The sequence below is a fragment of the Streptomyces sp. NPDC048171 genome (genome assembly GCF_043202655.1).
GTDB lineage: Bacteria > Actinomycetota > Actinomycetes > Streptomycetales > Streptomycetaceae > Streptomyces.
In genome coordinates, this window is record NZ_JBIDAU010000005.1 from 125620 (window position 1) to 150449 (window position 24830).

A 24830-nucleotide genomic window follows, 5' to 3' on the forward strand; every position below is an offset into this window, starting at 1 on the left:
GCACTCAGTGCTTGGCGTCGGCGAGGTGCTGGGTGCCGATGCGCTTGCGGAACACCCAGTACGTCCAGCCCTGGTAGAGCAGGACGACCGGTGTGGCGATCACGGCCAGCCAGGTCATGATCTTCAGCGTGTAGGCGCTCGAGGACGCGTTGGTGACGGTGAGGCTCCAGTCCGGGTTGAGCGTGGACGGCATGACATTCGGGAAGAGCGTCAGGAAGAGCATCGCCACGGCGGCGACGATGGTGCCGCCGGAGAGCGCGAACGACCAGCCCTCACGCCCGGCCTGGTTCGCCACCAGGGCCGCGACCAGAGCGGCGACGGCCACCACGAGGGCGACCAGGCTCTTGCCGTTCCCGCTGTGGGTCTGCGTCCAGACCAGGAAGACCAGGGCCAGCACGGCCGTGACCAGCCCGACCCGCAGCGCCAGGACCCGTGCGCGCTCTCGGATCTCACCGACGGTCTTGAGGGCGGTGAACACCGTTCCGTGGAAGGTGAACAGGGTCAGCGTGACCAGTCCGCCCAGCAGCGCGTACGGGTTGAGCAGCTCCCAGACGGTGCCGACGTACTCCAGGTCCCGGTCGATCTTCACGCCGTGGACGATGTTGCCGAAGGCCACGCCCCACAGGAACGCCGGGATCAGCGAGGTCCAGAAGATCGCGGTCTCCCAGTTGCGCTGCCAGCTCTCCTCGGGGCGCTTCACCCGGTACTCGAAGGCGACACCCCGGACGATCAGGCAGACCAGGATGACCAGCAGCGGCAGGTAGAAGCCGGAGAAGAGCGTGGCGTACCACTCGGGAAAGGCGGCGAAGGTGGCGCCGCCGGCCGTCAGCAGCCACACCTCGTTGCCGTCCCACACGGGGCCGATGGTGTTGATCAGCACCCGCTTCTCGGGCCGGTTCCGGGCGAGCAGCTTGGTGAGCACGCCGACCCCGAAGTCGAAGCCCTCCAGGAAGAAGTAGCCGGTCCACAGGACGGCGATCAGTACGAACCAGACGTCGTGCAGTTCCATGACTGTGCAGCTCCCTCGGCCTAGTACGAGAAGGCCATCGGCTTGTCGGCGTCACGGAGGTCGCCGCCGATCTTCTTGGGCGGGTTGAGGTCGGCCTCGGACAGCTCGGGCGGGCCGGCCTTGACGTACTTCACCAGCAGCTTGACCTCGATCACGGCCAGGACGGCGTAGAGCAGGGTGAAGACGGTCATCGAGGTGATGACCTCGGCCGTCGAGACACCGGGGGAGACCGCGTCCCGGGTCTGCATCACGCCGTAGACCACCCAGGGCTGGCGGCCCATCTCGGTGAAGATCCAGCCCCACGAGTTGGCGATCAGCGGGAAGGCCATCGTCCATACCGCCAGCAGCCAGTACCACCGGGTGAGCCTCGCCCCGAGCGGCTTCCTCAGCAGGACCAGATGCGGCACTTCGTCCTCGCCGGTGCGCAGCGGGGCCGGCAGCAGGAACCTCTTACGGGTCAGCCACAGGCCCAGCAGGCCGAGGGAGAAGGACGCCATGCCGAAGCCGATCATCCACCGGAAGCCCCAGTAGGCGACGGGGACGATGGGCTTGTAGTCACCGGGGCCGTACTTCTCCTGGAGGGCCTTGTTGGTGTCGTTGATGCCGGGCACGTAGGACTCGAAGTCGCTGTGCGCCAGGAAGGACAGCAGTCCGGGGATCTCCAGGGCGACCTTGTTGTGCCCCTTGTCGACGTCCCCGTAGGCGAACACCGAGAAGGGCGCCGGCTTCTCGCCGTCCCACAGGGCCTCGGCGGCGGCCATCTTCATCGGCTGCTGCTCGTACATGACCTTGCCGAGGGTGTCGCCGCTGACCGCGGTGAGCACGCCGCCGACCGCCAGGGTGACCAGGCCGAGCCGCAGCGAGGTCCGCATCACCGGGATGTGCTTCTTGCGCATCAGGTGGAAGGCGGCGATGCCGACCATGAAGGCACCGCCCGTCAGGAAGGCCGCCGAGAAGCTGTGGAAGACCTGGTTGAGGGTGGTGTTCTGGGTGAGGACCTGCCAGAAGTCGGTGAGTTCGGCGCGGCCCTTCTCCTCGTTGATCCGGTAGCCGACGGGGTGCTGCATCCAGGAGTTGGCCGCGAGGATGAAGTACGCCGACAGCAGGGTGCCGATCGAGACCATCCAGATGCAGGCCAGGTGGATCTTCTTGGGCAGCTTGTCCCACCCGAAGATCCACAGGCCGATGAAGGTGGACTCGAAGAAGAAGGCGATCAGCGCCTCGAAGGCGAGCGGGGCGCCGAAGACGTCACCGACGAAGCGCGAGTAGTCGGACCAGTTCATGCCGAACTGGAACTCCTGCACGATGCCGGTGACGACACCCATGGCGATGTTGATCAGGAAGAGCTTGCCCCAGAACTTGGTCGCCCTGAGGTACTTCTCCTTCTCCGTGCGGACCCATGCGGTCTGCAGCCCGGCCGTCAGGGCGGCCAGTGAGATCGTCAGCGGGACGAACAGGAAGTGGTAGACGGTCGTGATGCCGAACTGCCACCGCGCCAGGGTCTCCGGCGCCAGAGCCATGTCCACGTCGTCACTCTCCTTACCTCGCCACATCGCCGTGGTCAGCGGCGTTTTGAACGTGTTTGCCACACCCAACGCGGGCGTTACCGGGACACGCTTGTGAACGCGTTCACATTCACAAGCAATTATGACCTACTGCTTTTCGGCATCGGAAGGGGGGTCCCCTGTGACGTCAACCCCTTGGCAGGGGCTTCAACATATTGTTGAATCCGCCGCATGCAGATTCGGATCTCATGGCCGGCGGGACACCTCACCGCGGCACTCGACGACACACCCACCACGCAGGCGCTTCTCAAGGCCCTGCCGCTCACCGCCTCCGCCCACACCTGGGGCGAGGAGGTGTACTTCGACACAGGTGTGTCGGTTTCACGTGAAACGGACGCCCGGGAGGTCGTCGAGCCGGGCACGGTCGCCTTCTGGACCGACGGGGACGCCCTGGCCCTCCCCTACGGACCGACGCCGATCTCGCGAGGCGACGAGTGCCGCCTCGCGAGTCCGTGCAATGTCATGGGCCGTCTCGACGGAGATCCGCGCCTGCTGGCGACGGTGCGCGACGGCGACCCGGTACGCGTCGAGCGCGTCGACACCTGACGGTCGTGTCCCGGTCCGCCGCCTGACAGGGGCGCCCCGGCCCGCCGCCTGACCTGCGGCTCCCTCCGGCCTACAGCTCCTTGCGGAACGCTTCCGACACCTTCAGGAAGATGTCGTTCGCCTCGCTCTCTCCGACCGTGACCCGCACACCCTCGCCCGGGAACGGTCGGACGACCGCGCCGGCCTGCTCGCACGCGCTCGCGAAGGCGACCGTGCTCTCCCCCAGCCGCAGCCACACGAAGTTGGCCTGGGTCTCCGGCACCGTCCAGCCCTGTGAGCGCAGCCCGTCGACCACGCGCGTGCGCTCGCACACCAGCGACCCGACCCGTCCGATCAGCTCGTCCTCGGCCCGTAGCGAGGCGATCGCCGCCTCCTGCGCGATCTGGCTGACCCCGAAGGGCACCGCCGTCTTGCGCAGCGCCGCCGCCACCGGCTCGTGCGCGATCGCGAAACCGACCCGCAGCCCCGCGAGGCCGTACGCCTTGGAGAAGGTGCGCAGGACGCAGACGTTGGGCCGCTTCCGGTAGATCTCGACGCCGTCCGGCACCTCGGGGTCGCGGATGAACTCGCGGTACGCCTCGTCCAGGACCACCAGCACATCGCTCGGCGCCCGGTCGAGGAAGCGCTCCAGCTCGGCCCGCCGGACCACCGTGCCGGTCGGGTTGTTGGGGTTGCAGACGAAGATCAGCCGGGTCCGGTCGGTGATCGCGTCCGCCATCGCGTCCAGGTCGTGCACGTCGCCCGGGGTCAGCGGGACCTTCACGGACGTCGCGCCGCTGATCTGGGTGATGATCGGGTACGCCTCGAAGGATCGCCAGGCGTAGATCACCTCGTCGCCCGGGCCCGAGGTCGCCTGGATCAGCTGCTGCGCCACGCCGACGGACCCGGTGCCGGTGGCCAGGTGGGTGAGGGGCACGCCGAAGCGGTCCGACAGCTCGCTCATCAGGGACGTACAGGCCATGTCCGGGTACCGGTTGAAGGACGCGGCGGCGGCCGTCACCGACTCCATGACACCCGGCAGGGGCGGATAGGGGTTCTCGTTGGAGGACAGCTTGTAGGCCACCGGGCCGTCGGCCGCGGCGGGCTTGCCCGGCTTGTAGGTGGGAATTCCCTCCAGCTCGGCGCGCAGCTTGGGGCTCGTCTCGCTCACCGCAGTCCTCCTCGTGACCACCACCGGCATCGAATACTTCTCACCTTATGAGGATTCGCCGCCGCTGCGTATAGGTGAGGCCAGACCTCCTCCGTCACACTGGCAACAGGGGCATCAGGGCACGAAGGCGCACGTTTCGGGGGGCGCGCCACACATATATCTACGCGCCGGTGGCTTGCGCCGTGGCGCGCATCCCCCGTGCAGGTGAGTTGAGACCTCTTCGCAACATCCGCCCCATGGCAGGCCCTCAGTGGTCGGCACACCAGGTACTGGCATGACCGGGTCCAACTAGCTTGCTTTCCAAGGCTGTTCCGCGTTAATGATCATGCAGAAACGTGACTGTCAACGCGTGCATATGCGTCCGCCCTACCCCACCCCATGAGCCCTACTATCGGCTCGCCATGACAGCAGCAGGGAAGCACCAGGTGAGCCGCGCGGAAACCTCACGTCGAGGCAGCCGGCCGGGCCGGGCGGGCATCAGGGACGTGGCCGCCGCCGCCGGAGTATCCATCACTACCGTCTCCGACGCACTCAACGGCAAGGGCAGACTCCCGGATGCCACCCGGCGCCATGTGCGCGAGGTCGCCGACCGTCTGGGCTACCGGCCCTCGGCCGCCGCCCGCACGCTCCGCACCGGAAAGTCCGGACTCATCGGCCTGACCGTGACGACGTACGGGGATGAACCTTTCACCTTCACCGAGTTCGCGTACTTCGCGGAGATGGCGCGCGCCGCCACCTCCGCCGCGCTCGCCCGCGGCTACGCCCTCGTGATCCTCCCCGCGACCTCCCGCCACGACGTGTGGTCCAACGTCGCACTCGACGGGACGGTCGTCATCGACCCCTCGGACCACGACCCGGTCGTCACCGAGCTGGTCCGCCAGGGCTTACCAGTCGTCTCCGACGGCCGCCCGGCCGGCACGCTCCCCGTCACGGCGTGGGTGGACAACGACCACGAGGCGGCCGTCCTCGGCATCCTCGACCACCTCGCCGACGCCGGCGCCCGCAGGATCGGCCTGCTCACCGGCACCACGACGGACACGTACACCCATCTGTCCACCACCGCCTACCTGCGCTGGTGCGAGCGCGTCGGGCAGGACCCGGTCTACGAGGCCTACCCCGCCCACGACCCGTGCGCCGGCGCGGTCGCCGCCGACCGGCTGCTGGCCCGCCCCGACCGGCCCGACGCGGTCTACGGCCTGTTCGACCCGAACGGGACCGACCTCCTCGCCGCCGCCCGCCGCTACGGACTGCGCGTCCCCGAGGACCTGCTGCTGGTCTGCTGCAGCGAGTCCACCGTGTACGCCAGCACCGAGCCGCCCATCACCACCCTCTCGCTCAAACCCCGCCGCATCGGTACGGCCGTGATCCAGGTGCTGATCGACGCGATCGAGGGGCTGCACTCGGACCAGCCGGTCGAGCAGGTCATACCGACCGAACTGATCGTGCGCACGTCCTCGCAGCGCCGCCCGCCCCGGACGACGGTCAGCCCGCCGCGATCACCGGAGAGCGACTAGGAGCGCGCCGGTCCACGCGCTCGGCGCGTGCGGCGGCGCGCCCCGGTCCGAAACGGGGCGCAAAGGGGCGGCGCACGGGGCGCGCGAAAGGCGGCGAACGCCACACCCGGCACGCCCGCACCACGGCCGGACGGCATTCACGGACGGGCGAAGACCGGCCCAATCGGGGCGAAAGCCGCGGTGAACCGGAGTCCTGTTCTGATTCACCACCCCTGGGTCATCACACAGCGCGATCCGCATTCCTATGATGGGCCCACACACCGCGGGCCGCTGCGACCAGGCAGTCCGAAGCGGTGCAGATGCGGCGCGATGGTGGAGGGGTCAATGACTCAGGGGGCCGGTCAGGGACCCGAGGTGGAGCGGACCGCGACGGTGCGCGACTTCCGGGTGCCCGCTTACGTCCACGAGACCGCTCCGTATGCCGGCCCCGGCACACAGGCGGGCGAGTCCGCGCCGCCCTCCGAGGAGGGGTCCGAGGAGCCCTACCCGGAGGGGTACACGCCCACGCAGCGGGATCTGCCCGTCATCCGCCGGGGTGACACGGTTCAGGTGCCCGTCGACCCCGAGCCGATCCAGGTGGGGCAGCCCGTCACCGGTCAGGGGCCGCTGTTCGTCGTGGGCGACGTGCACGGCTACCTCGACGAGCTGCTCGCCGCGCTGCGCGAGAAGGGCCTCGTCGACGCCGACGGCCAGTGGTGCGCGGGCACCTCACGTCTGTGGTTCCTCGGCGACTTCACGGACCGCGGCCCGGACGGCATCGGCGTCATCGACCTGGTGATGCGGCTGTCCGCCGAGGCCGCCGCGGCCGGCGGCTACTGCAAGGCGCTGATGGGCAACCACGAGCTGCTGCTGCTCGGCGCCAAGCGGTTCGGCGACACGCCGGTCAACTCCGGTGCCGGCACCGCCACCTTCCAGGCGGCCTGGCTGCTGAACGGTGGCCAGAAGACCGACATGGACCGCCTCCAGGACCACCACCTGCAGTGGATGGCCCGCCTCGACGCCCTCGAAGAGGTCGACGACCACCTCCTGGTCCACTCCGACACCACCACCTACCTCGACTACGGCCGCTCCATCGAAGAGGTCAACGACACCGTCCGCGAGACCCTCACCCGTAACGACGCGGAAGAGGTCTGGGACCTGTTCCGCAAGTTCACCAAGCGCTTCTCCTTCCGCGACGAGGGCGGCGCCGAGGCCGTGCGCTCACTGCTGGATACGTACGGCGGCACCCGGATCGTTCACGGACACAGCCCCATCCCCTACCTGCTGGGCGAGGTCGGCTCCGAGGACGGCGAGGACGACACCCGTACGGCGGTCGAGGGACCCCACGTCTACGCGGACGGGCTGGCCATCGCGATGGACGGCGGCGTGACCATGGCCGGAAAGCTGCTGGTCCAGCAACTTCCGCTGGACGTCTGACCGTTCAGCGGACGAGCGTTTCGACGGCGGGACCCGTACGGGACGGCACCCAATTTCTGGAAACCCCCTGTCACCCTCCACCGTCACCGCTCTACCATCGGCTTATCCGTAGCAGGCTCCCCTCCGTTTCTGCCCGACGGCTCGTTGGCATGCGAGCCCCAAGCCCTACGGAGCATCGGGGGATGCACATGAACAGCGTTCCGCAGCACCTGTCCAACGAGGACCGCCAAGAGTACGAGCGGATCCTCGACGAGGCGCTGCGCTCCGCACCACACCGCCCGGAACTGGCCGCTGTCGGACAGCGGCTCAACTCCGAACAACTGCGCACCATGGCACTCAACGCGACCGCCCTCATCACGGCGGCGGCCACCACCGAGTACCAGCACTACGTGAAGGCCCGCGAGGAACTGCGCCACCCCGCGCCGTCCGCCACGGCGCCCGCCACGCGCGAGTCCGGCTCCGAGGAGCAGGGCAGCAACGCGGTGGGACTCGCCGCCACCATGGGGGAGGTGGCCGAGGCGACCGGTGCGGGGGCCGTCGCCGTCGTCGCCGTCCTGGCACCCGTCCTGGCCGGCACCGCCGCGGCGATCTTCCTGCTCGTCGGCTACATCCTGAAGATGCTGGATCCGGAGCAGGCCTTCGCGCAGACCATGCTCACCACGGGTTGGATGTTCGGCGCCGTGACCGCGGTGGCGATCCTCGTCGCCGCGGTGGGACTGCTGATCACCGCGCTGCGCAACCGGCCGTCCGCCGAGTCCGGCTCCTACGGCGTACTCGACGAGGAAGTGGCCCGGGCCAGGGACGCCTGGCACGACGCCCTGCTGGAACGCGGCATCCTGCCCTTCCTGCAGGAGGCGCTCGGCAACCCGGGCACGGCGGCACTGCACCGCACGGGACCCAAGGCCCCGAGCAGCCGCATGCCGCACCTCGGATACGGCCGGCCCGGGTTCACCAGTCCCGACGGCGGCCCCGAGACCGGTCACCGTCCGAGCTACTCCAGCCCGGACTACAGCAGCCCCGACTTCGGGGGTCCGGAACACCGGCCCGAGTAGCCACCGGTCCGGGCGGGCGGCGCGTCAGAGGATGCCCGCCCGGCCGGCGGCTGTGATCCAGGACGGAAACTCGGACAGCAGGCGGTCGTAGAGCTCCGGGTCCGGCACGGTGGCGATGTCGTCCACGGCGAAGAAGCCGACGTTGTCGACGCAGCGGCCCGTCAGGGTGTCGAAACGCTCCAGCACGCCGTACTTGGCCCGGCCGAGCCCCACGAACTGCCAGAAGACCGGCTCCTCCACCGCCTCTCGCAGCTCCCGCTCGATCTCGGCGTCGCGGTAGACACCGCCGTCGGAGAAGAACAGGACCAGGGTCGGAACCGTTGCCGGATTCTCCCGGACGAAGGCACGGACCTGGGCGATCACCTTCTGCTCCTCGTTCTGGATCCCGACCGCCCGCATGTCGACCTGCCGGGGGTCCAGGCCCTTCTTCCGGCCGCGGCGGAAGAGGCTGATCTCCCCCACGCGTACGTGCAGCCGCAGCCACTCGGGCAGTTCGCCCAGGCGCAGGTCGGGAAGGCGCGCCGGGTTCGAGGCGAAGGTCCATGCCTGCATCTCGCCGTCGTCGTCCAACTGCGCGGCGACGGCGGCCATCCGCTCCACGACGTCCGCCACGACGCCCTTGGAGTAGAGGAACGACATGGAACCGGAGGCGTCCAGTACGAGGATGACGCGCGCGGTGACGTTGTCCGCGCCGTGCTTGCGCAGGCTGACGGCGACCTGCTCCTTGCGGAGGGACAGCCGCTTGCGCATGTCCACGGGCAGCTGCTCCTCGCCCTTGGTGAGGCGGCTCCGCCCCGCGGATGCGGTCACCGGTGGGGACAGGGGCTGAGGGGGCGGCGTCGGCGTCGGCGTCGGCGTCGGCGTCGGCGTCGGCGTCGGCGTCGGCGTCGGGGGAGTGTCGTCGTCCACGGTGATGCCGAAGTCGGTGGCGAGCCCCGCGAGTCCGGCGGCGTATCCCTGCCCGACCGCGCGGAACTTCCACTTCCCCTGCCGCCGGTACAGCTCGCCGCCGACCAGGGCGGTCTCCGTCCCGGCGGTCATGTCGAACCGGGCCAGCTCGGTGCCGGAAGCGGCGTCCAGCAACCGCATCGACAGCCCCGGTACCCGGCCGAACGTCCCGCCGTCCGCCGAGGCGCACAGCACGATGCGTTCGACGGCCGGCTCCACCGAGACCAGGTCCACCTCGACCGAGTCGGTGGTGACACCCGCGGGCGCGCCGGATCCGCCCCGCTTGCCCAGGTGCCCCACCGCGCCGGACGCGTGCCGGGGCTGGTTGTAGAAGACGAAGTCACCGTCGTCCCGCACCCGTCCGGCCGAGGTGAGCAGCAGCGCGGAGGCGTCGATCTCGGGAACCCCGGGCCCTGCGGCCCAGGCGAGTTCGATCCGCACCGCGGGGGAGTCGACGGCGAGGTTGGCGCCCTTGCTCAGGGAGGTGGCTGTCATGCCCCCAGTCTGCCGAGACGGACCCCTCGGCGGGGAGAGGACGGACCCACGGTCTGCCCCCTCCCCACCGCACTACGCGGCACGGAGCGGCATGCGGGGACGTCAGTCCGCGATCGGCAGATACACGCGATTGCCGGCGGCCGCGAACTCCTTCGACTTCTGGACCATGCCCTCCTCGATCTCGGCCTGGCTCCCTCCGTGCTCGCGTCGGATGTCGTGCGAGATCTTCATGGAGCAGAACTTCGGCCCGCACATCGAGCAGAAGTGGGCCGTCTTGGCGGGCTCGGCCGGCAGGGTCTCGTCGTGGAACTCCCGTGCCGTGTCCGGGTCGAGGGCCAGGTTGAACTGGTCCTCCCACCGGAACTCGAAACGCGCGTCGGACAGCGCGTCGTCCCACTCCTGCGCACCTGGGTGACCCTTGGCGAGGTCGGCGGCATGGGCGGCGATCTTGTAGGTGATGACGCCGGTCTTGACGTCGTCACGGTTGGGCAGGCCCAGGTGCTCCTTGGGCGTGACGTAGCAGAGCATTGCCGTGCCCCACCAGGCGATCATCGCGGCACCGATGCCGGAGGTGATGTGGTCGTACGCCGGCGCGACGTCCGTGGTCAGCGGGCCGAGCGTATAGAACGGAGCTTCATCGCAGATCTCCTGCTGAAGGTCGATGTTGTCCTTGATCTTGTGCATCGGGACGTGTCCCGGGCCCTCGATCATGGTCTGAACGTTCAAACGCTTGGCGGTCCGGTTGAGTTCCCCGAGGGTGCGCAACTCGGCGAACTGCGCCTCGTCGTTGGCGTCCGCGATGGAGCCCGGCCGCAGTCCGTCGCCGAGGGAGTACGTGACGTCGTACGCGGCGAGGATCTCGCAGAGTTCCTCGAAGTTCTCGTACAGGAACGACTCCCGGTGGTGCGCCAGGCACCACGCCGCCATGATCGAGCCGCCGCGCGAGACGATGCCGGTCTTGCGGTTGGCGGTCAGCGGCACGTACGCCAGGCGAACGCCCGCGTGGACCGTCATGTAGTCCACGCCCTGCTCGGCCTGTTCGATCACGGTGTCCTTGTAGACCTCCCAGGTCAGCTCCTCGGCCCGGCCGTCGACCTTCTCCAGGGCTTGGTAGAGCGGCACGGTCCCGATGGGGACGGGGGAGTTGCGCAGAACCCACTCGCGGGTGGTGTGGATGTTGCGGCCGGTGGAGAGGTCCATGACCGTGTCGGCGCCCCACCGGGTCGCCCAGGTCATCTTGTCGACCTCCTCCTCGATGGAGGATGTCACCGCCGAGTTGCCGATGTTGGCGTTGACCTTCACCAGGAACCGCTTACCGATGATCATCGGCTCGATCTCGGGGTGGTTGACGTTGGCCGGCAGTACGGCACGGCCTGCCGCGATCTCCTCGCGGACGACCTCCGGCGCGACGTTCTCCCGGACGGCCACGTACTCCATCTCGGGCGTGATCTCGCCCCGGCGGGCATACGCGAGCTGTGTCACCGCGGTGCCGCCCCGGCCCCGGCGGGGCTGGCGCGGCCTTCCGGGGAAGACGGCGTCGAGGTTGCGCAGCCCGCCGCGCGGCGAGGTGTGCTTGATGCCGTCGTCCTCGGGACGGACGGGACGGCCCGCGTACTCCTCGGTGTCACCGCGGGCGATGATCCAGTTCTCCCGAAGCGGCGCCAGTCCCCTGCGGACGTCGGTGTCGACGAGCGGATCGGTGTACGGGCCGGAGGTGTCGTACAGCGTGACCGACTGTCCGTTGGTGAGGTGCACCTGACGGACCGGCACCCGCAGATCGGGGCGCGAGCCCTCGACGTACGCCTTGTGCCAGCCGATGGACTTCCCGGCCTCCGCGGTCTCCTCCTGGGAGGAGTTCTGCGTGGAGGCAGGCGTGCGTGCGTCCTTGATGGTCATGAGACCTACTCCCTACGCCGGCATTACCCGGTAACAGGTTCGGCGGTCGACGCAGCGGATTCCGTCCGCCGATGCTTCGTGGGATACATCACTCGACTTCGGTGATGTTTCCCGTGAAACATCGCTGGGACGGAGGTCAGCGCCCTCTCAGCCCGGTGCTCCGAGCTCCCGCGTGTACAAAGGTGGCTCCACGCTAACGCCCATTCGGGCGCGGTGAACAGAGGGCCCCCCTTGTTCTTGCGATGATCGGTCGGTGACCACACCGCAGCATCCCCCCTTTCCGCCGCACGATCCCCGCCGCGGACCGCACGCCGATGAGGGCGTCGACCGTGGAGCCGCCGACCACGGACGCGGTCCCGGTGGCGGCGGCCACGGGCACGGAGCGGGCGGGGGCCACGGGCACGGAGCGGGCGGGGGTCACGGGCACGGGGAGGGAGGAGGCCACGGGCACTCTCACAGTCATGGTCCCGCGGCACCCGTCTCCCGGCATCTGCGGAAGGTCATCGCCGCGATCCTGATCCCGTTCGCCGCGGCAGTCCTGGTCGGGCTCGCCGTCCTGTGGCCGGGCGGCGCGCCGGCGCACGAGCGCACCGGCGTCGGCTTCGACCGCCAGACGCAGCAGGCCACCGTGACCAAGGTGGTGGAACTGAGCTGCCAGTCCGTCAACGCCTCGGGCTCCACCCCCACCGGCGACACCTCCACCGCCGAGGGCTCCTCCGCGTTGCAGCAGGCGAACGGCGAGTGCAAGCGGGCGACGATCCGCGTGGACAGCGGCAAGGACAAGGGCCGCACGTTCGAGGAGGTCGTGCAGCCGGACCAGTCGCGGCAGTTGCACGAGGGCCAGGAGGTCGTGGTCGCCTACGAGCCCTCCGCACCGCGGGACCTGCAGTACTCGGTGACCGACATCAACCGCCGGCTCCCCCTCACCCTGCTCGCCGGCATCTTCGCGCTGGCCGTGGTGGTCGTCGGAAGGCTGCGGGGCCTGATGGCGCTGATCTCCCTGGCCATCAGTTTCCTGCTGCTGAACTTCTTCATCCTCCCCGCGATCCTCCAGGGTTCGAACCCGCTGCTCGTCGCGGTGATCGGGTCCAGCGCCATCATGCTGATCGCGCTGTATCTGTGTCATGGCCTCTCCGCACGCACGTCCGTGGCGGTGCTCGGCACGCTGATCTCCCTGTTGCTGATCGGCGTTCTCGGGTCGCTGTTCATCGGCTGGGCGGCGCTGACCGGGAACACGGACGACAACACCGGCCTCATCCACGGCCTGTATCCGTCGATCGACATGAGCGGTCTGCTGCTCGCCGGCGTCATCATCGGTTCGCTCGGTGTCCTCGACGACGTGACGGTCACCCAGACGTCAGCGGTCTGGGAACTGCACGAGGCCAACCCGACGATGGGCTGGCGCGGGCTGTACCGCGCGGGCATCCGCATCGGCCGCGACCACATCGCCTCGGTCGTCAACACGCTCGTGCTCGCCTACGCGGGCGCCGCGCTGCCCCTGCTCCTGCTGTTCTCGATCGCGCAGAGCGGGGTGGGGACGGTCGCCAACAGTGAGTTGGTCGCCGAGGAGATCGTGCGCACGTTGGTCGGCTCGATCGGCCTGGTGGCGTCCGTGCCGGTCACCACGGCCCTCGCCGCGCTTGTCGTCTCGGCCGACCGGACGGCCGAGCGGTCCGCCGGGGCGACGCCGGGCGGGGACACGGCCCCCGTACGCGGCGGACGCGGCCGTCGCCGCAAGCGCTGACGCGCCCGAGGGCGAAGCATTACGCCCGCTCCGCGCCTGCCGTAACGGTTCAGCCCGCGCTCTGCTCCTCCGCCAGGATGCGGTCCAGCGCCTCGTCGAGGTGGGTGTCGAAGTCCGCGAGCGCGCCCTCCTGACCCAGGGGCACCAGCTTGTCGGTGCGGTCGAGGAACGCCACCAGGGGCGCCGCCGAGGAACGGAACAGTGCCTGGTCGGCGCCGACCTGGAGGCGGATCAGCACCTCGGCCAGCGGCTCCGGCTCGACCGGTGCGATGCGCACGTCCCCGTCACCGCACGGCCGGCCCACACCGTCGACCAGTAGCTCCCGGCCGAAGGCCCAGGTCACCGGGGCGTCCCCGGGAAGGTGGAAGGTCAACCGCACGGCATAGGGATCACAGGTCGCGTAGCGCAGCTCCACCGGGATGCGGAACGAGAGCTCCTCGGACACGAGAAAGCTCATCATGACCTCTGCCTGTACGGACTCGCCCATCGCACACCCGTCATTCGCCGTCGACTGTCCGGGAATCAAACCTCTAACACTGATGGCATCTTGCTCAACGTACACACCAGATCACAAGGAGTGAGTTTTCAGATACTGATAGAGATCGCGAGTGACCCCAGGAGCCGACCCACTTCGTCCTGCAGCCGCTCGGCGGCCGACAGCAGCCGGTCGGCCTGGTGAAGGGGCAGGGAGACGGCCATCGTGGCCACCGTGGTGCCGACGGTGATGGGGATCGCGGCGCACACCGTCCCCAGGGCGTACGCCTGGCGTTCGGTCACCGGAGACGTCCGCCGGATGCGTTCCAGGCGTCTCAGCAGGGCATTGCCATCACGGACCGTGTACGGCGTGAGCGACTGCACCGAGTAGCGGTTCAGGTGGTCCCGACGGGCGTCCTCGTCCAGTTGCGACAGCAGACACTGCCCGAGGGCGTGCGCGTGCCCGGTCTCGCGGAAGTCCGCCCACTCCTCGACGGCCGGGTTGCCCGGGGTGTCGGAGACGCACATGACCTCGATCTCGCCGTCGCGGTACATGGCGTAGTACACGGGGGCGCCGATCGCGTCGCGCACCTGCGCGAGCGCGTCGACCACGGTGCTGCGACGTTTCTGCGCGGCCCCGCTGCTGCCCAGCCGCTCGGCGGCGTCGCCGAGGAAGAACAGCCCCTTCTCCCGGCGCAGGTAGCCCTCGTGCACCAGGGTGCGCAGCAGGTGGTAGGCGGTGGGGAGCGCCAGCCGGGTCTCCCGGGCCAGCTGCTTGGCGGGGGCTCCGTACTCGTGTTCCGCGACGCATTCCAGGAGACGCATCGCCCGCTGCACGGAGCCGATGAGCGTCGCCGTGGGCGGGTCGGCGGGCGGGGGCGGGGGTGGGGGTGGGGGTGGGGGCGTCGAGTAGGGCTGCACGGGCAGGGCATGCAGCGGTGCGAATGCGGTGTCAGCCGTGGCCAAGGTTCACTCCCGGGAACGCGAGGAGGCCGTCCGTGCGGGGAACACGGGTGGGGGTGGGCGCCGTTCGCGAGGTCGCCCCCGCGTGGAGTTCCGGACTCTAATCGCCGGTCACCGCCCACCGACGGCCCGTCCGGGAAACTTCCCTCGCCCGAGGGAACCGGTGGTTCCCGTTACCGCCACCCGTGTCCCACGGCTCTCACCAGTCGCTGCGCGAGGACGAACTCGACATGAACTTGCGCACGACGTAGATCAGTCCACCGACGAGCGCGACGAAGACCAGCAGCTTGAACAGCAGTCCGATCACGAACCCGACCACGCTGGCGATGAGCCCGCCGAACACGACCAGGGCGATGACCGGCACCGCGATCCACTTCACCCACCACGGCAGTCCCGTGAAGATCTCTCGCATGGCCCTCGTCCTTACCTTCCACCCTTTCGAGGACCGGGCCCTGTGTGGGCCCGGTCTCCCGCTGGGAATGCTCTGATGTCCTGCACCCGATGCTAGGGCCGCGAAGGTCCCCGCAGGGCGCACGCATCCCTTGTCTCCCCCTGACCGTTCCCCTAGGGAACCCCGGGGTGGGACGTCAGCTCTCCGGCGGAGAGAACACCACGAGAACCCGCAGATCCTCGCTGATGTGGTGGAACTTGTGGGCGACCCCGGCCGGGACGTAGACCACACTGCCGCGGGCGACCTGGGTGGTCTCCATGCCCACGGTGATCGCCGCCCGCCCGCTCACCACGAAGTACACCTCGTCCTGCGCGTGCGGGTTCTGTGGATCGGACGTGCCCGCGTCGAGGGCGTACAAGCCGACCGACATGTTCCGCTCACGCAGGAACTGCAGGTAGGCACCGTCGTTGGCGGCGCGCTCCGCCTCCAGTTCGTCCAGCCGGAATGCCTTCATCGCCTCGTCCGCCCCTACCTCACCGTTCGTTTCCGATCGCGTCTGCCACGATCAGACACATGAAGAATTTCCTAGTCAAGACGATCGCCAACGCCGGCGCCCTCGCGGTCGCCGTATGGCTGCTCGACAAGATCACCCTGACTGGGGGCAGCACGGGTGAGAAGGCCGTCACGCTGATCGTGGTGGCGCTGGTGTTCGGCCTGGTGAACATGCTGGTGAAGCCGATCGTGCAGGTGCTCACCTTCCCCCTGTTCATCCTGACCCTCGGTCTGTTCACGCTGGTCGTCAACGCGCTCATGCTGCTGCTCACCTCGTGGGTGGCCGACAAGCTCGACGTGAGTTTCCACGTCGACGGCTTCTGGACCGCCGTCCTGGGCGGACTGATCATCTCGATCGTCTCGTGGGCCCTCAACGCGTTCCTGCCCGACGGGGACCGGTCGCGATGACCTATCGCGTCTGCTTCGTGTGCACGGGCAACATCTGCCGTTCCCCGATGGCCGAGGCCGTCTTCCACGCGCGCGTGGCGGACGCCGGGCTCGACGACCTGGTGACGGTCGACAGCGCCGGCACCGGCGGCTGGCACGAGGGTGACGGGGCCGACCCGCGCACCGTGGCCGTCCTCGCGGAGCACGGGTACGACCTCGGCCACACCGCCCGGCAGTTCCAGCAGTCCTGGTTCTCCCGCCTCGATCTCGTGATCGCCCTCGACGCCGGTCATCTGCGGGCCCTGCGCCGGCTGGCGCCCACGGAGGAGGACGCGGCCAAGGTGCGCCTGCTGCGCTCCTACGATCCCGCCGCCGACGACGGTGACCTGGATGTTCCGGATCCGTACTACGGGGGCACGGACGGCTTCGAGGAGTGCCTTGAGATGGTGGAGGCGGCGAGCGGAGGACTGCTCGCCGCGGTACGCGAGCAAGTGGAGGGACGGGCGGCATGAGTGATTCCGCTACGAACGACGAGCGCGGCGGGCACCGGCCGGGAACGCCCATCGGTACCGGCGACGGCACGCGCGCGGTGCGGGCCGGGCTGCCCGAGCCCGTCAAGCACGAGCCGACCCTGCCCGGGCCGGTGTTCGCGGCCCACTTCCATCTGCCCGGCGAGCCGACCGGCCCGTACACCTACGGCCGCGACGAGAACCCGACCTGGACGCACCTGGAACGGGCCATCGGCGAGCTGGAGTCTCCCGGGCGGGCTGGCGTCGAGACGCTCGTGTTCGCCTCCGGCATGGCCGCGATCTCGTCCGTGCTCTTCTCGCAGCTGCGCGCCGGGGACGTGGTCGTCCTGCCCGGCGACGGCTACCAGGTGCTGCCGCTGGTCCGCGCCCAGCTGGAGGCGTACGGCATCGAGGTGCGTACCGCGCCGACCGGCGGGGACGCCCAGCTCGACGTCCTGGACGGGGCGAAGCTGCTGTGGATCGAGACGCCGTCCAACCCCGGTCTCGACGTGTGCGACGTACGGCGGCTGGCCGAGGCGGCCCACGCGCGCGGCGCCCTGGTCGCCGTCGACAACACCCTCGCCACACCGCTCGGACAGCGCCCGCTGGAGCTCGGCGCCGACTTCTCCGTCGCCAGCGGCACCAAGCAGCTCACCGGCCACGGAGACGTCCTCCTCGGATACGTGGCGGGCCGCGACGCCGAGGCGATGGCCGCCGTACGGCGCTGGCGCAAGATCGTCGGCGCGATCCCCGGACCCATGGAGGCCTGGCTGGCGCACCGTTCGATCGCCACCCTCCAGTTGCGGGTCGACCGGCAGAACGCCACCGCGCTCAGGGTCGCCGAGGCGCTCCGGGCGCGGCCCGAGGTCACCGGTCTGCGGTACCCGGGGCTGGCCGACGACCCCTCGCACAAGACCGCCTCGCAGCAGATGCTGCGCTACGGGTGCGTCGTCTCCTTCACGCTGGCCACGCGGGCGCGTGCCGATCGTTTTCTCGACGCGCTGCGGCTGGTGGAGGGTGCGACGAGCTTCGGCGGGGTGCGGTCCACGGCCGAGCGGCGGGGACGCTGGGGCGGCGACGCGGTGCCGGAGGGCTTCGTGCGGCTCTCGGTCGGCGCGGAGGACCCCGAGGACCTGGTGGCCGATCTGCTGCGCGCGCTGGACGAAACGGCGGACTGAACCGCCGTACGACGGCCGTACGACGGACGGTCCGAGCCTCCCCCCTCGTGGCTCGGACCGTCCTCCGGTTCCGCGCGCGAAGAACCGCGCGACCAAGGCTAGTTGACTCTGTGTCAGTGTCCAATCACAGTAGCGACAGCGACCTATCGACATATTTATAGTTGGCCACGCCGGGGGCCGGAGACGTTCGCAAGAGGGGGCATGCCGTGGATCTGGCCTTGCTGCGCACCTTCGTCACCGTGCACCGGGCCGGTTCCTTCACGCGTGCGGCAGCCCTGCTCGGCCTCTCACAGCCCGCCGTGACCTCGCAGATCCGCACGCTGGAGCGCCAGCTCGGCCGTCCACTGTTCCTCCGCCAGGCCCGCGGCGTGACCCCGACGACCATCGGCGACGAACTCGCGCACAAGGCCGCACCTCATCTCGACGCCCTCGTGGAGATCGCCGAGACCGGCGTCCAGGACGACTCCGCCCTGCGGACCCTGCATCTCGCCGGGCCGCCCGAGTTCACCGCCGAGCGGGCGCTGCCCGCACTCACCGAGCTCACCGGTGAGGACGGACAGGGGTTCGCGCTGCGCGCCTCGTTCGGGAACGCGGAGGAGACCCTGGAGGGGCTGTCCGCCGGACATCATGATCTGGCCATCGGCACGGCGCGTCCCCGGGGCGTGCTGCTCACGGCGACTCCGCTCTGCGACGAGGAACACGTCCTGGTCGCCGCGCCTGGCTGGGCGGAGCGAGCGGGCGTCGACAAGCCCCACAGCACCGACGCGCCCGCGCTGGAGCGCGTACCCGTGGTCGAGGTGCACGAGTCGCTGCCCTTCGTCGCCCGCTACTGGGCGTCCGTCTTCGACGCCCGCCCGGCAGCCCCCGGCACGGTCGTCGCCCCCGACCTGCGGGCAGTTCTCGCCTGCACGGTCGCCGGTGCGGGTCTCGCCGTACTTCCCCGCTATCTGTGCGCACCGGCGCTGGAGCGCGGCGACGTGGTCGCACTGCACGACCCGGCGGTGCCGCCGCTGCGGACGTACTTCCTGGTGGTGCGGACCGGCACGTTGGCGATGCCGCACATCGCCCGGGCCCATGAGTGGCTGCTGCGCGCGGCGGCCGACTGGAGCTGAGCCGTCGGGCTCGCGAGCTGTGGGTGCGCGGCAATGTTTCACGTGGAACCAACCGGGCCACATTTCTCCCATGACCGTCCGACCCGTGGTCAAGCGCACCGCTCGCGCCGTTCTCCTGGACCGCGAGCACTTGATCCTGATCAAGCGCACCAAGCCCGGCGTCGATCCCTATTGGGTCACGCCCGGGGGCGGGGTCGAGCCCGAGGACGCCACCGTGGTGGACGCGCTGCACCGCGAGGTGTACGAGGAACTCGGCGCCAAGATCACCGATGTCGTCCCCTGCTTCGTGGACACGGTGGAGCACATCGGCGAGGACGGCGGCGCGACCGGCGTGAAGGTGCAGCACTTCTTCGTCTGCCATCTGGGGTCCATGGACCCGGCCCTGCGGCACGGCCCGGAGGTCGACGAGCCCGCCGGCGAGTACGAGATCGTCCGGGTGCCGTTCACCCGGGTCGGGATCGCCTCGGTCCACCTGGTGCCGCTGTCGCTGCGGCACTACCTGGACGGCAACATCGAAGGGGTGCGGGCTCTGCACGCCCCGGATCTCGGCTGAGCCGCTCAGGCACGACATGGCCAAAAGCTTGCACGTTCCCCCGGAAACGGGTGGACGCGGGCGGCCACTGTCAGACAGCCTGACCTGCGTGCCGACACCTTCCCCCGCCTCCGCTCCGATCCGCCGTCTGACGCTCCGCGATCTCACCGCCTGCGCCGACCTGTCCGAGGACCGGGGGTGGCCGCGCGAGGAGCACAAGTGGGGGTTCCTCCTCACCGCCGGGACGGGGTACGGCATCGACGATCCCGGCGGCGGCCTCGTCGCCGCCTGCACCGTCACGCAGTACGGCCCGCACGGCCGGCCCTCCCTGGCCGCCATCGGCATGGTGCTGGTGGCCGAGCGCCACGCCCGCCGGGGCGTCGGCCGCAGGCTGATGCGCCATGTCCTCTCCGAACTGGGCACCACCCCGCTGACCCTGCACGCGACCCCGAACGGCCGGCCGCTCTACGAGGAGCTCGGTTTCAAGGTCACCGGCCGGGCCGAGATGGTCCGCGGGCGCTTCACCCCGGTGGGGCCCGAGCCCGGGATCGCCACTCGGGCGGCCACCGCCGAGGACCTCACCACGATCGTCCGGCTCGACGAGGAGGTGTTCGGCGCCGACCGCACCCCTGTCATCACGCGCCTGCCCGCCTTCGCGGACCAGCTGCGGGTCGCCGAGGAGGACGGCCGGATCATCGGATACGCCGCGGCCTGGCCGAACATGGACACCCACGTCGTGGGCCCGCTGATCGCCCGGGACACCGAGACGGCGAAGGCGCTGATCGGTTCCCTGGCCGCCCGCACCGACCGGCCGCTGCGCACGGACATCGATGCGCGCCACGAGGAGCTGCTTGCCTGGGTGCAGGAGCGCGGCCTTGCGGTGGTCGCCCCGAACGCCGTGATGACGTACGGCATCACCGAGCTGCCCGGCGACTGGAACCGGCGGTTCGCGCCGCTGACGGTGGCGGCGGGCTGACCGGGGCGACCTGACCGCCTGCCGTCAGGCGAGGGCCTGCACGGCGGCGGAGGCGAAGCCGTGATCCTGGTCGGGTGCGCCACCGCCCACTCCGATCGCGCCGATCAGCCGGCCCTCGCGGTGCACGGGCACGCCGCCCGCGATGAACAGCAGGGGCCGGTCGAGTGCCGTGGGCAGGGTGTGGAAGAGCCCTCCGGGCTGAACGGCGTCGACGAGGTCGGCGGTGGGGGCGTTCAGCTGGAGCGCGGTGTAGGCCTTGCGGGTGCTGGTCTCACCGGAGATCAGGACCGCACGGTCGTCGCGCCGGAAGGCGAGCAGGTGACCGCCCGCGTCGAGGACGGTGACGCTGACGGTCACACCGGCGGCCTCGGCGGCACGGTGGGCGGCGGTCACGAGGGATTCGGCGTCCTCGATCGTCAGCGGGGCGACAGCGGTGGTGCTCATGGGGTTTCTCCTTGATCGGTGCCCGGTGGGGGCGGTGGTGGGTGGCGCGGTGCTGGTTCGGAAGTGCGCCGACGGTGCGGCGCGTGGTGCGGTGTGGCGCCGGGACCGGTGCTTCGGGGAGCGCCGGGGCGGAGTGAGCCGCGGGGTGCGGGGACGGCCCTGGCCCCGCACCCCGCGGCCCGGGTCGGTCAGTGGTGAACGGCTGCGGTGCGCTGCTCAGCGGGCGCGGAGCCCGCGACGACCGCAGCAGGCGCGTCCTCGCGCCGTTCGAGCGCGGCCGAGAGGACGGCGAGGAGCAGGGCGGCGGCGGCCAGTACGGCACCGACCCAGTTCGGGGCGGTGTAGCCGAAGCCGGCGCCGATGACCACGCCCCCGAGCCAGGCGGAGAGCGCGTTGCCGAGGTTGAAGGCGCCGATGTTCACGGCCGAGGCCAGCGTCGGGGCGCCGTGCGCGTGGTCCAGGACGCGCTTCTGCAGCGGCGGCACGGTGGCGAAGCCCAGGGCGCCGATGAGGAAGACGGTCACGGCCGACGCGATCTTGTCGTGTGCGGTGAGGGTGAAGAGGGCCAGTACGACGGCCAGGGCGCCCAGGGAGATGTACAGCATCGGCATCAGGGCGCGGTCGGCGAACTTGCCGCCGACGAGGTTGCCGCCGACCATGCCGAGGCCGAAGAGGACCAGCAGCCAGGTGACGGAGCCGTCCGCGAACCCCGCGACGTGGGTCATCATCGGCGCGATGTAGGTGATGGCCGCGAAGACGCCGCCGAAACCGAGGACGGTCATGGCCATCGCCAGCAGGACCTGGACGTTCTTGAACGCGGCCAGTTCGTGCCGCAGCCGCACCCCCTCGGGCTTGGGCACGTCGGGGACCAGCTTGGCGACACCGGCCAGACCCACGACGCCGAGCGCGGCGACGACGGCGAAGGTGACACGCCAGCCGGCGGACTGCCCGATGAGCGTGCCCAGTGGGACGCCGACGACGTTGGCGACGGTCAGACCGGTGAACATCATCGCGATGGCACCGGCCTTCTTGTGCGGGGCGACCAGGTCGGCCGCGACGACCGAGCCGATGCCGAAGAAGGCACCGTGGGCGAGGGACGCGACCACGCGGCCGATCAGCATGACGGAGAAGGCGGGGGCGAGGGCGGAGAGCAGGTTGCCGATGATGAACAGGCCCATCAGCAGCATCAGCATCCGCTTGCGCGGCACCTTGGTGCCGAGGACGGTCATCAGCGGGGCGCCAAACATCACGCCGAGCGCGTATCCGGTCACCAGGAAGCCGGCGGTGGGGATGGAGACCCCGTAGTCGCTCGCGACCTCGGGCAGCAAGCCCATGATCACGAATTCGGTGGTTCCGATACCGAAGGCCCCGATCGCGAGGGCCAGAAGCGCGAGAGGCATGGAGGGGTACACCTTCCCAGAAGATTGCAGGAGCGCTTTGCGTGCGTTCACAATAGTTGCAGACGCGGGCTATATGCAAACGCAGACTATTGCACGCTTGGTCTACCCTGGTCTCAGCCGCTCCGGGACGGAGGAATCACATGACAGCGACGGACCCCGCGCTCACCGCCCTCTCCCAGGGCTGGTGCGCACTCTCCCTGCTGCACGGGAGGATCGAGGCCCACATCGAGCGCGCACTGCAGGACGGACACGACCTGAGCGTGCGCGAGTACTCCCTGCTCGACGTGCTCAGCCGGCAGCACGACGGCGACGGAGGGCACCTGCAGATGAAGCAGGTCGCCGACGCCGTGGTGCTCAGCCAGAGCGCGACGACCCGCCTGGTCACCCGGCTCGAGGACCGCGCGCTGCTCGAGCGCTACCTGTGCCCCACGGACCGGCGCGGCATCTACACCAACGTCACCGCGGCGGGCCTCAAGCTGCTGGACGAGGCCCGGCCCACCAACGACGCCGCGCTGCGCGAGGCCCTCGACGAGGCGGCCGCCAACCCCGACCTGGCCCCGCTGGTCCGTGCCGTGGAAACCCTCAAGGCGCCGGTGCCCGCCTAGCCCGACTCGGCGCGCGGCCCACGGACATAGGGTGCGGTCATGGCAGATCTTGAAATACGCCGGACCACCGCAGCGGACATCCCGGCGGTCGTCGCGATGCTCGCCGACGACCCCTTGGGCGCCCAGCGGGAGTCACCGGACGACCTGGACCCGTATCTGGCCGCGCTCGAACGGCTCGACGCCGACCCGAACCAGCATGTGGTCGTCGCCGTCCGGGACAGCCGTGTCGTCGGCACCCTCCAGCTGACGATCGTCCCCGGCCTGTCCCGGCGCGGCGCCACCCGGTCGATCATCGAGGGGGTACGCGTCCACGCCGACGAGCGCGGCAGCGGCCTGGGCACGCAGCTCATCGAGTGGGCGATCGACGAGTCCCGGCGGCAGGGATGCCAACTGGTGCAGCTCACGTCCGACAAGACCCGCACCGACGCCCACCGTTTCTATGAGCGTCTGGGCTTCTCGTCCTCGCACGCGGGATTCAAGCTCCAGCTGTGAGCAGGCGCTCCCCTCCGGAGCGCCAACGGCAGTGGGGTCCTGTTTCACGTGAAACAGGACCCCACTGCCGTTGGACAACGCCTAGCCGATGCCTCGCCAGCCCTCCGGATCCACCCCGCCCGGCACGGGGGAACCCGCGTCGTACGGCTGACGCGTGAAAACGAACGATCCCAGGTCCAGATGGCTCACACGTCCGTCCGGACGCCGTACCGCCTGCAGCAGCTCCCCGGCGTAGTAGCCCTCCAGGCCCGTCCAGGTCCCGTCACCGTTGGCCCGGAAGCGCGACCGTCGGCCCTGACCCGACAGGGGTTCCAGCGACACTCCCCCGTCGGAGGTCAGCCGCAGGGCGAAGGCGTGCGTCCCCCAGTACCACTGACCGGCCAACTCCAGTACGGAGGTGTCCGCCTGCGGCAGCGGACGCCACGGTTCGGGGATCCGGGGTTCCGCCTCGGCGACGAGGCGCACGAGGTCGGCACCCACGCCGCCGAGCAGCGGTCCGGAGGTGCAGTTGGTCAGCACCACTGCGGCGACGTCGTCCTCCACAGCGATGGTGAGGTTGGCCAGGAAGCCCGGCAGGGAGCCGGAGTGCCCCACGAGCAGCCGCCCGTCCCGGTGCTGGATCTGCAGCCCCAGGCCGTACGCCGCGCCGTCGGCGACGTCCGCGGCCTCCACCGCTGCGGCGGGGGCCCGCATCTCCCGGACGGTGTCCGCGCTCAGGACCCGGTCGTCCCCCGAAGCCAGAAAGACGGCGAACCGCGCCAGATCCCCAGTGGTGGACCAGAGTTGACCGGCGGGGGCCATCCTGCCGAGATCCTCGGCCGGCTCGGGCAGCATCACGTCGGCCCAGGGATGCACCGCCCAGCCACCCGCGTGCGGAGCGCTCGGGCGCGTGGCCGTGCGCTCCAGGCCCAGCGGTTCCAGCACCTCCCGCCGCAGCACGTCCTCCCACGAGGCACCGCGGAGCTGCTCCACCAGCGCACCGAGCAGGGTGTAGCCGGGGTTGGAATAGTGGTGCCGGCGGCCCACCGGGTGCAGCAGTGGCCGCTTTCCCAGCACGTCGGCGAGCTCGGGCCGCAGCGATCCCGGCGTCCGCTCCCACCACGGCGCGGGCGACTCGGCGGCCAGTCCGCCCGAATGGGCCAGCAGTTCGGCGATCGTGGCCTCGCCCGCACCGGTACCCGGCAGATGCTTCTCCAGCGGGTCACCGAGGTCGAGCAGACCCTCGTCACGCAGCCGCAGGACGAGAACAGCGGTGAACGTCTTGGTGATCGAGCCGATGCGGTACTGCACGTTCTCGTCGGGGCCGTGCCCGTCGACCGAGGTCCGCGCACCGTGCCACACGGTCCGCCCGCCCCGGACGACCGCCGCCACGAGCGAGGGCGTGCGCCCCTCGGCCTGTGCCACGGCGATCCGGTGCAGCAACTGCCGACGGGTGGCGGGAAGCAGCTCATCCTGAGGTGTCGTCATACCCCCAGTCCAC

The 24830-nt window shown here is 70.1% G+C and carries 25 protein-coding genes and 1 riboswitch; of the genes, 13 read left to right on the top strand and 12 right to left on the bottom strand.

The window, feature by feature from the left end; translation table 11 throughout:
• Nucleotides 1-4 precede the first annotated feature (4 nt).
• Nucleotides 5-1009, bottom strand: coding sequence for a cytochrome d ubiquinol oxidase subunit II (gene cydB / locus ACGF3J_RS15155; protein WP_161327506.1), 1005 nt, complete (start codon nt 1007-1009; stop codon nt 5-7).
• 20 nt (nt 1010-1029) lie between these two features.
• Nucleotides 1030-2535: a cytochrome ubiquinol oxidase subunit I gene (locus tag ACGF3J_RS15160; RefSeq protein ID WP_122616517.1), complete on the bottom strand. Its 1506-nt coding sequence runs from the start codon at nt 2533-2535 to the stop codon at nt 1030-1032.
• Nucleotides 2536-2745: 210 nt separating this feature from the next.
• Here ACGF3J_RS15160 and ACGF3J_RS15165 point away from each other — a divergent pair, with 210 nt between their 5' ends.
• Nucleotides 2746-3120: a cyclophilin-like fold protein gene (locus ACGF3J_RS15165; protein WP_161327505.1), complete on the top strand. Its 375-nt coding sequence runs from the start codon at nt 2746-2748 to the stop codon at nt 3118-3120.
• A 70-nt stretch (nt 3121-3190) separates the two neighbouring features.
• Here ACGF3J_RS15165 and hisC read toward each other — a convergent pair whose 3' ends face one another.
• Nucleotides 3191-4270, bottom strand: a complete 1080-nt coding sequence (hisC, locus tag ACGF3J_RS15170) for a histidinol-phosphate transaminase (protein ID WP_161327504.1) — start codon at nt 4268-4270, stop codon at nt 3191-3193.
• 401 nt (nt 4271-4671) lie between these two features.
• On the opposite strand from hisC, the gene ACGF3J_RS15175 reads away from it, so the two are divergent.
• The 3 genes from ACGF3J_RS15175 (at nt 4672) to ACGF3J_RS15185 (ending at nt 8252) form a co-directional block, all read left to right on the top strand.
• Nucleotides 4672-5784: a LacI family DNA-binding transcriptional regulator gene (locus ACGF3J_RS15175; RefSeq protein ID WP_122616520.1), complete on the top strand. Its 1113-nt coding sequence runs from the start codon at nt 4672-4674 to the stop codon at nt 5782-5784.
• Between the two features lie 309 nt (nt 5785-6093).
• Complete coding sequence (sppA, locus tag ACGF3J_RS15180; protein WP_272924104.1) at nt 6094-7200, top strand: Ser/Thr/Tyr protein phosphatase SppA; 1107 nt, start codon at nt 6094-6096, stop codon at nt 7198-7200.
• Between the two features lie 182 nt (nt 7201-7382).
• Nucleotides 7383-8252: a hypothetical protein gene (locus ACGF3J_RS15185; protein WP_161327502.1), complete on the top strand. Its 870-nt coding sequence runs from the start codon at nt 7383-7385 to the stop codon at nt 8250-8252.
• 24 nt (nt 8253-8276) lie between these two features.
• Here the strand turns inward: ACGF3J_RS15185 and ACGF3J_RS15190 are convergent, their stop codons facing one another.
• Both ACGF3J_RS15190 and thiC read right to left on the bottom strand, forming a co-directional pair.
• Nucleotides 8277-9695, bottom strand: a complete 1419-nt coding sequence (locus ACGF3J_RS15190; protein ID WP_393854199.1) for a VWA domain-containing protein — start codon at nt 9693-9695, stop codon at nt 8277-8279.
• Between the two features lie 102 nt (nt 9696-9797).
• Nucleotides 9798-11591, bottom strand: a complete 1794-nt coding sequence (gene thiC / locus ACGF3J_RS15195; protein ID WP_161327500.1) for a phosphomethylpyrimidine synthase ThiC — start codon at nt 11589-11591, stop codon at nt 9798-9800.
• Nucleotides 11584-11773, bottom strand: a riboswitch (TPP riboswitch). (Overlaps the previous gene by 8 nt.)
• Nucleotides 11774-11844: 71 nt before the next feature.
• Between thiC and ACGF3J_RS15200 the strand changes: the two genes are divergently transcribed.
• Nucleotides 11845-13335, top strand: a complete 1491-nt coding sequence (locus ACGF3J_RS15200) for a YibE/F family protein (protein ID WP_161327499.1) — start codon at nt 11845-11847, stop codon at nt 13333-13335.
• A gap of 49 nt (nt 13336-13384) precedes the next feature.
• On the opposite strand, the gene ACGF3J_RS15205 is transcribed toward ACGF3J_RS15200, so the two are convergent.
• From ACGF3J_RS15205 to ACGF3J_RS15220, 4 genes are all read right to left on the bottom strand, one after another.
• Entirely contained in the window at nt 13385-13822 is a 438-nt protein-coding gene (locus tag ACGF3J_RS15205; RefSeq protein ID WP_161327498.1) for an SsgA family sporulation/cell division regulator, read from the bottom strand.
• Nucleotides 13823-13920: 98 nt separating this feature from the next.
• A complete protein-coding gene (locus ACGF3J_RS15210) occupies nt 13921-14646 on the bottom strand; it encodes an IclR family transcriptional regulator C-terminal domain-containing protein (protein WP_161327508.1) in 726 nt (241 codons plus the stop codon).
• 325 nt (nt 14647-14971) lie between these two features.
• On the bottom strand, nt 14972-15184 hold the full coding sequence (locus ACGF3J_RS15215; RefSeq protein WP_007388908.1) for a DUF5326 family protein: 213 nt from the start codon (nt 15182-15184) through the stop codon (nt 14972-14974).
• A gap of 175 nt (nt 15185-15359) precedes the next feature.
• Nucleotides 15360-15677, bottom strand: coding sequence for a cupin domain-containing protein (locus tag ACGF3J_RS15220; protein WP_114528306.1), 318 nt, complete (start codon nt 15675-15677; stop codon nt 15360-15362).
• 59 nt (nt 15678-15736) lie between these two features.
• Here ACGF3J_RS15220 and ACGF3J_RS15225 point away from each other — a divergent pair, with 59 nt between their 5' ends.
• From ACGF3J_RS15225 to ACGF3J_RS15250, 6 genes are all read left to right on the top strand, one after another.
• Nucleotides 15737-16123 (top strand): phage holin family protein, encoded by a 387-nt coding sequence (locus ACGF3J_RS15225; protein WP_161329461.1) that lies wholly within the window; start codon nt 15737-15739, stop codon nt 16121-16123.
• Nucleotides 16120-16614: a low molecular weight protein-tyrosine-phosphatase gene (locus ACGF3J_RS15230; RefSeq protein WP_161329460.1), complete on the top strand. Its 495-nt coding sequence runs from the start codon at nt 16120-16122 to the stop codon at nt 16612-16614. The genes ACGF3J_RS15225 and ACGF3J_RS15230 overlap by 4 nt, the downstream gene beginning before the upstream one ends.
• Nucleotides 16611-17789, top strand: coding sequence for a cystathionine gamma-lyase (locus ACGF3J_RS15235; protein WP_161329459.1), 1179 nt, complete (start codon nt 16611-16613; stop codon nt 17787-17789). The genes ACGF3J_RS15230 and ACGF3J_RS15235 overlap by 4 nt, the downstream gene beginning before the upstream one ends.
• 206 nt (nt 17790-17995) lie before the next feature.
• Nucleotides 17996-18901: a LysR family transcriptional regulator gene (locus ACGF3J_RS15240; protein ID WP_161329458.1), complete on the top strand. Its 906-nt coding sequence runs from the start codon at nt 17996-17998 to the stop codon at nt 18899-18901.
• A 70-nt stretch (nt 18902-18971) separates the two neighbouring features.
• Entirely contained in the window at nt 18972-19454 is a 483-nt protein-coding gene (locus ACGF3J_RS15245; protein ID WP_122616530.1) for an NUDIX domain-containing protein, read from the top strand.
• 88 nt (nt 19455-19542) lie between these two features.
• Complete coding sequence (locus ACGF3J_RS15250) at nt 19543-20409, top strand: GNAT family N-acetyltransferase (RefSeq protein WP_161329457.1); 867 nt, start codon at nt 19543-19545, stop codon at nt 20407-20409.
• A gap of 24 nt (nt 20410-20433) precedes the next feature.
• Here ACGF3J_RS15250 and ACGF3J_RS15255 read toward each other — a convergent pair whose 3' ends face one another.
• Both ACGF3J_RS15255 and ACGF3J_RS15260 read right to left on the bottom strand, forming a co-directional pair.
• Nucleotides 20434-20853, bottom strand: coding sequence for a heme-binding protein (locus ACGF3J_RS15255; RefSeq protein ID WP_122616532.1), 420 nt, complete (start codon nt 20851-20853; stop codon nt 20434-20436).
• 188 nt (nt 20854-21041) lie between these two features.
• Nucleotides 21042-22253: an MFS transporter gene (locus ACGF3J_RS15260; protein WP_161329456.1), complete on the bottom strand. Its 1212-nt coding sequence runs from the start codon at nt 22251-22253 to the stop codon at nt 21042-21044.
• Between the two features lie 140 nt (nt 22254-22393).
• On the opposite strand from ACGF3J_RS15260, the gene ACGF3J_RS15265 reads away from it, so the two are divergent.
• Entirely contained in the window at nt 22394-22858 is a 465-nt protein-coding gene (locus ACGF3J_RS15265; RefSeq protein ID WP_161329455.1) for a MarR family winged helix-turn-helix transcriptional regulator, read from the top strand.
• Between the two features lie 39 nt (nt 22859-22897).
• Nucleotides 22898-23350, top strand: coding sequence for a GNAT family N-acetyltransferase (locus ACGF3J_RS15270; protein ID WP_386931756.1), 453 nt, complete (start codon nt 22898-22900; stop codon nt 23348-23350).
• Between the two features lie 81 nt (nt 23351-23431).
• Here ACGF3J_RS15270 and ACGF3J_RS15275 read toward each other — a convergent pair whose 3' ends face one another.
• On the bottom strand, nt 23432-24817 hold the full coding sequence (locus tag ACGF3J_RS15275; protein ID WP_393854200.1) for a serine hydrolase domain-containing protein: 1386 nt from the start codon (nt 24815-24817) through the stop codon (nt 23432-23434).
• Nucleotides 24818-24830 lie beyond the last annotated feature (13 nt).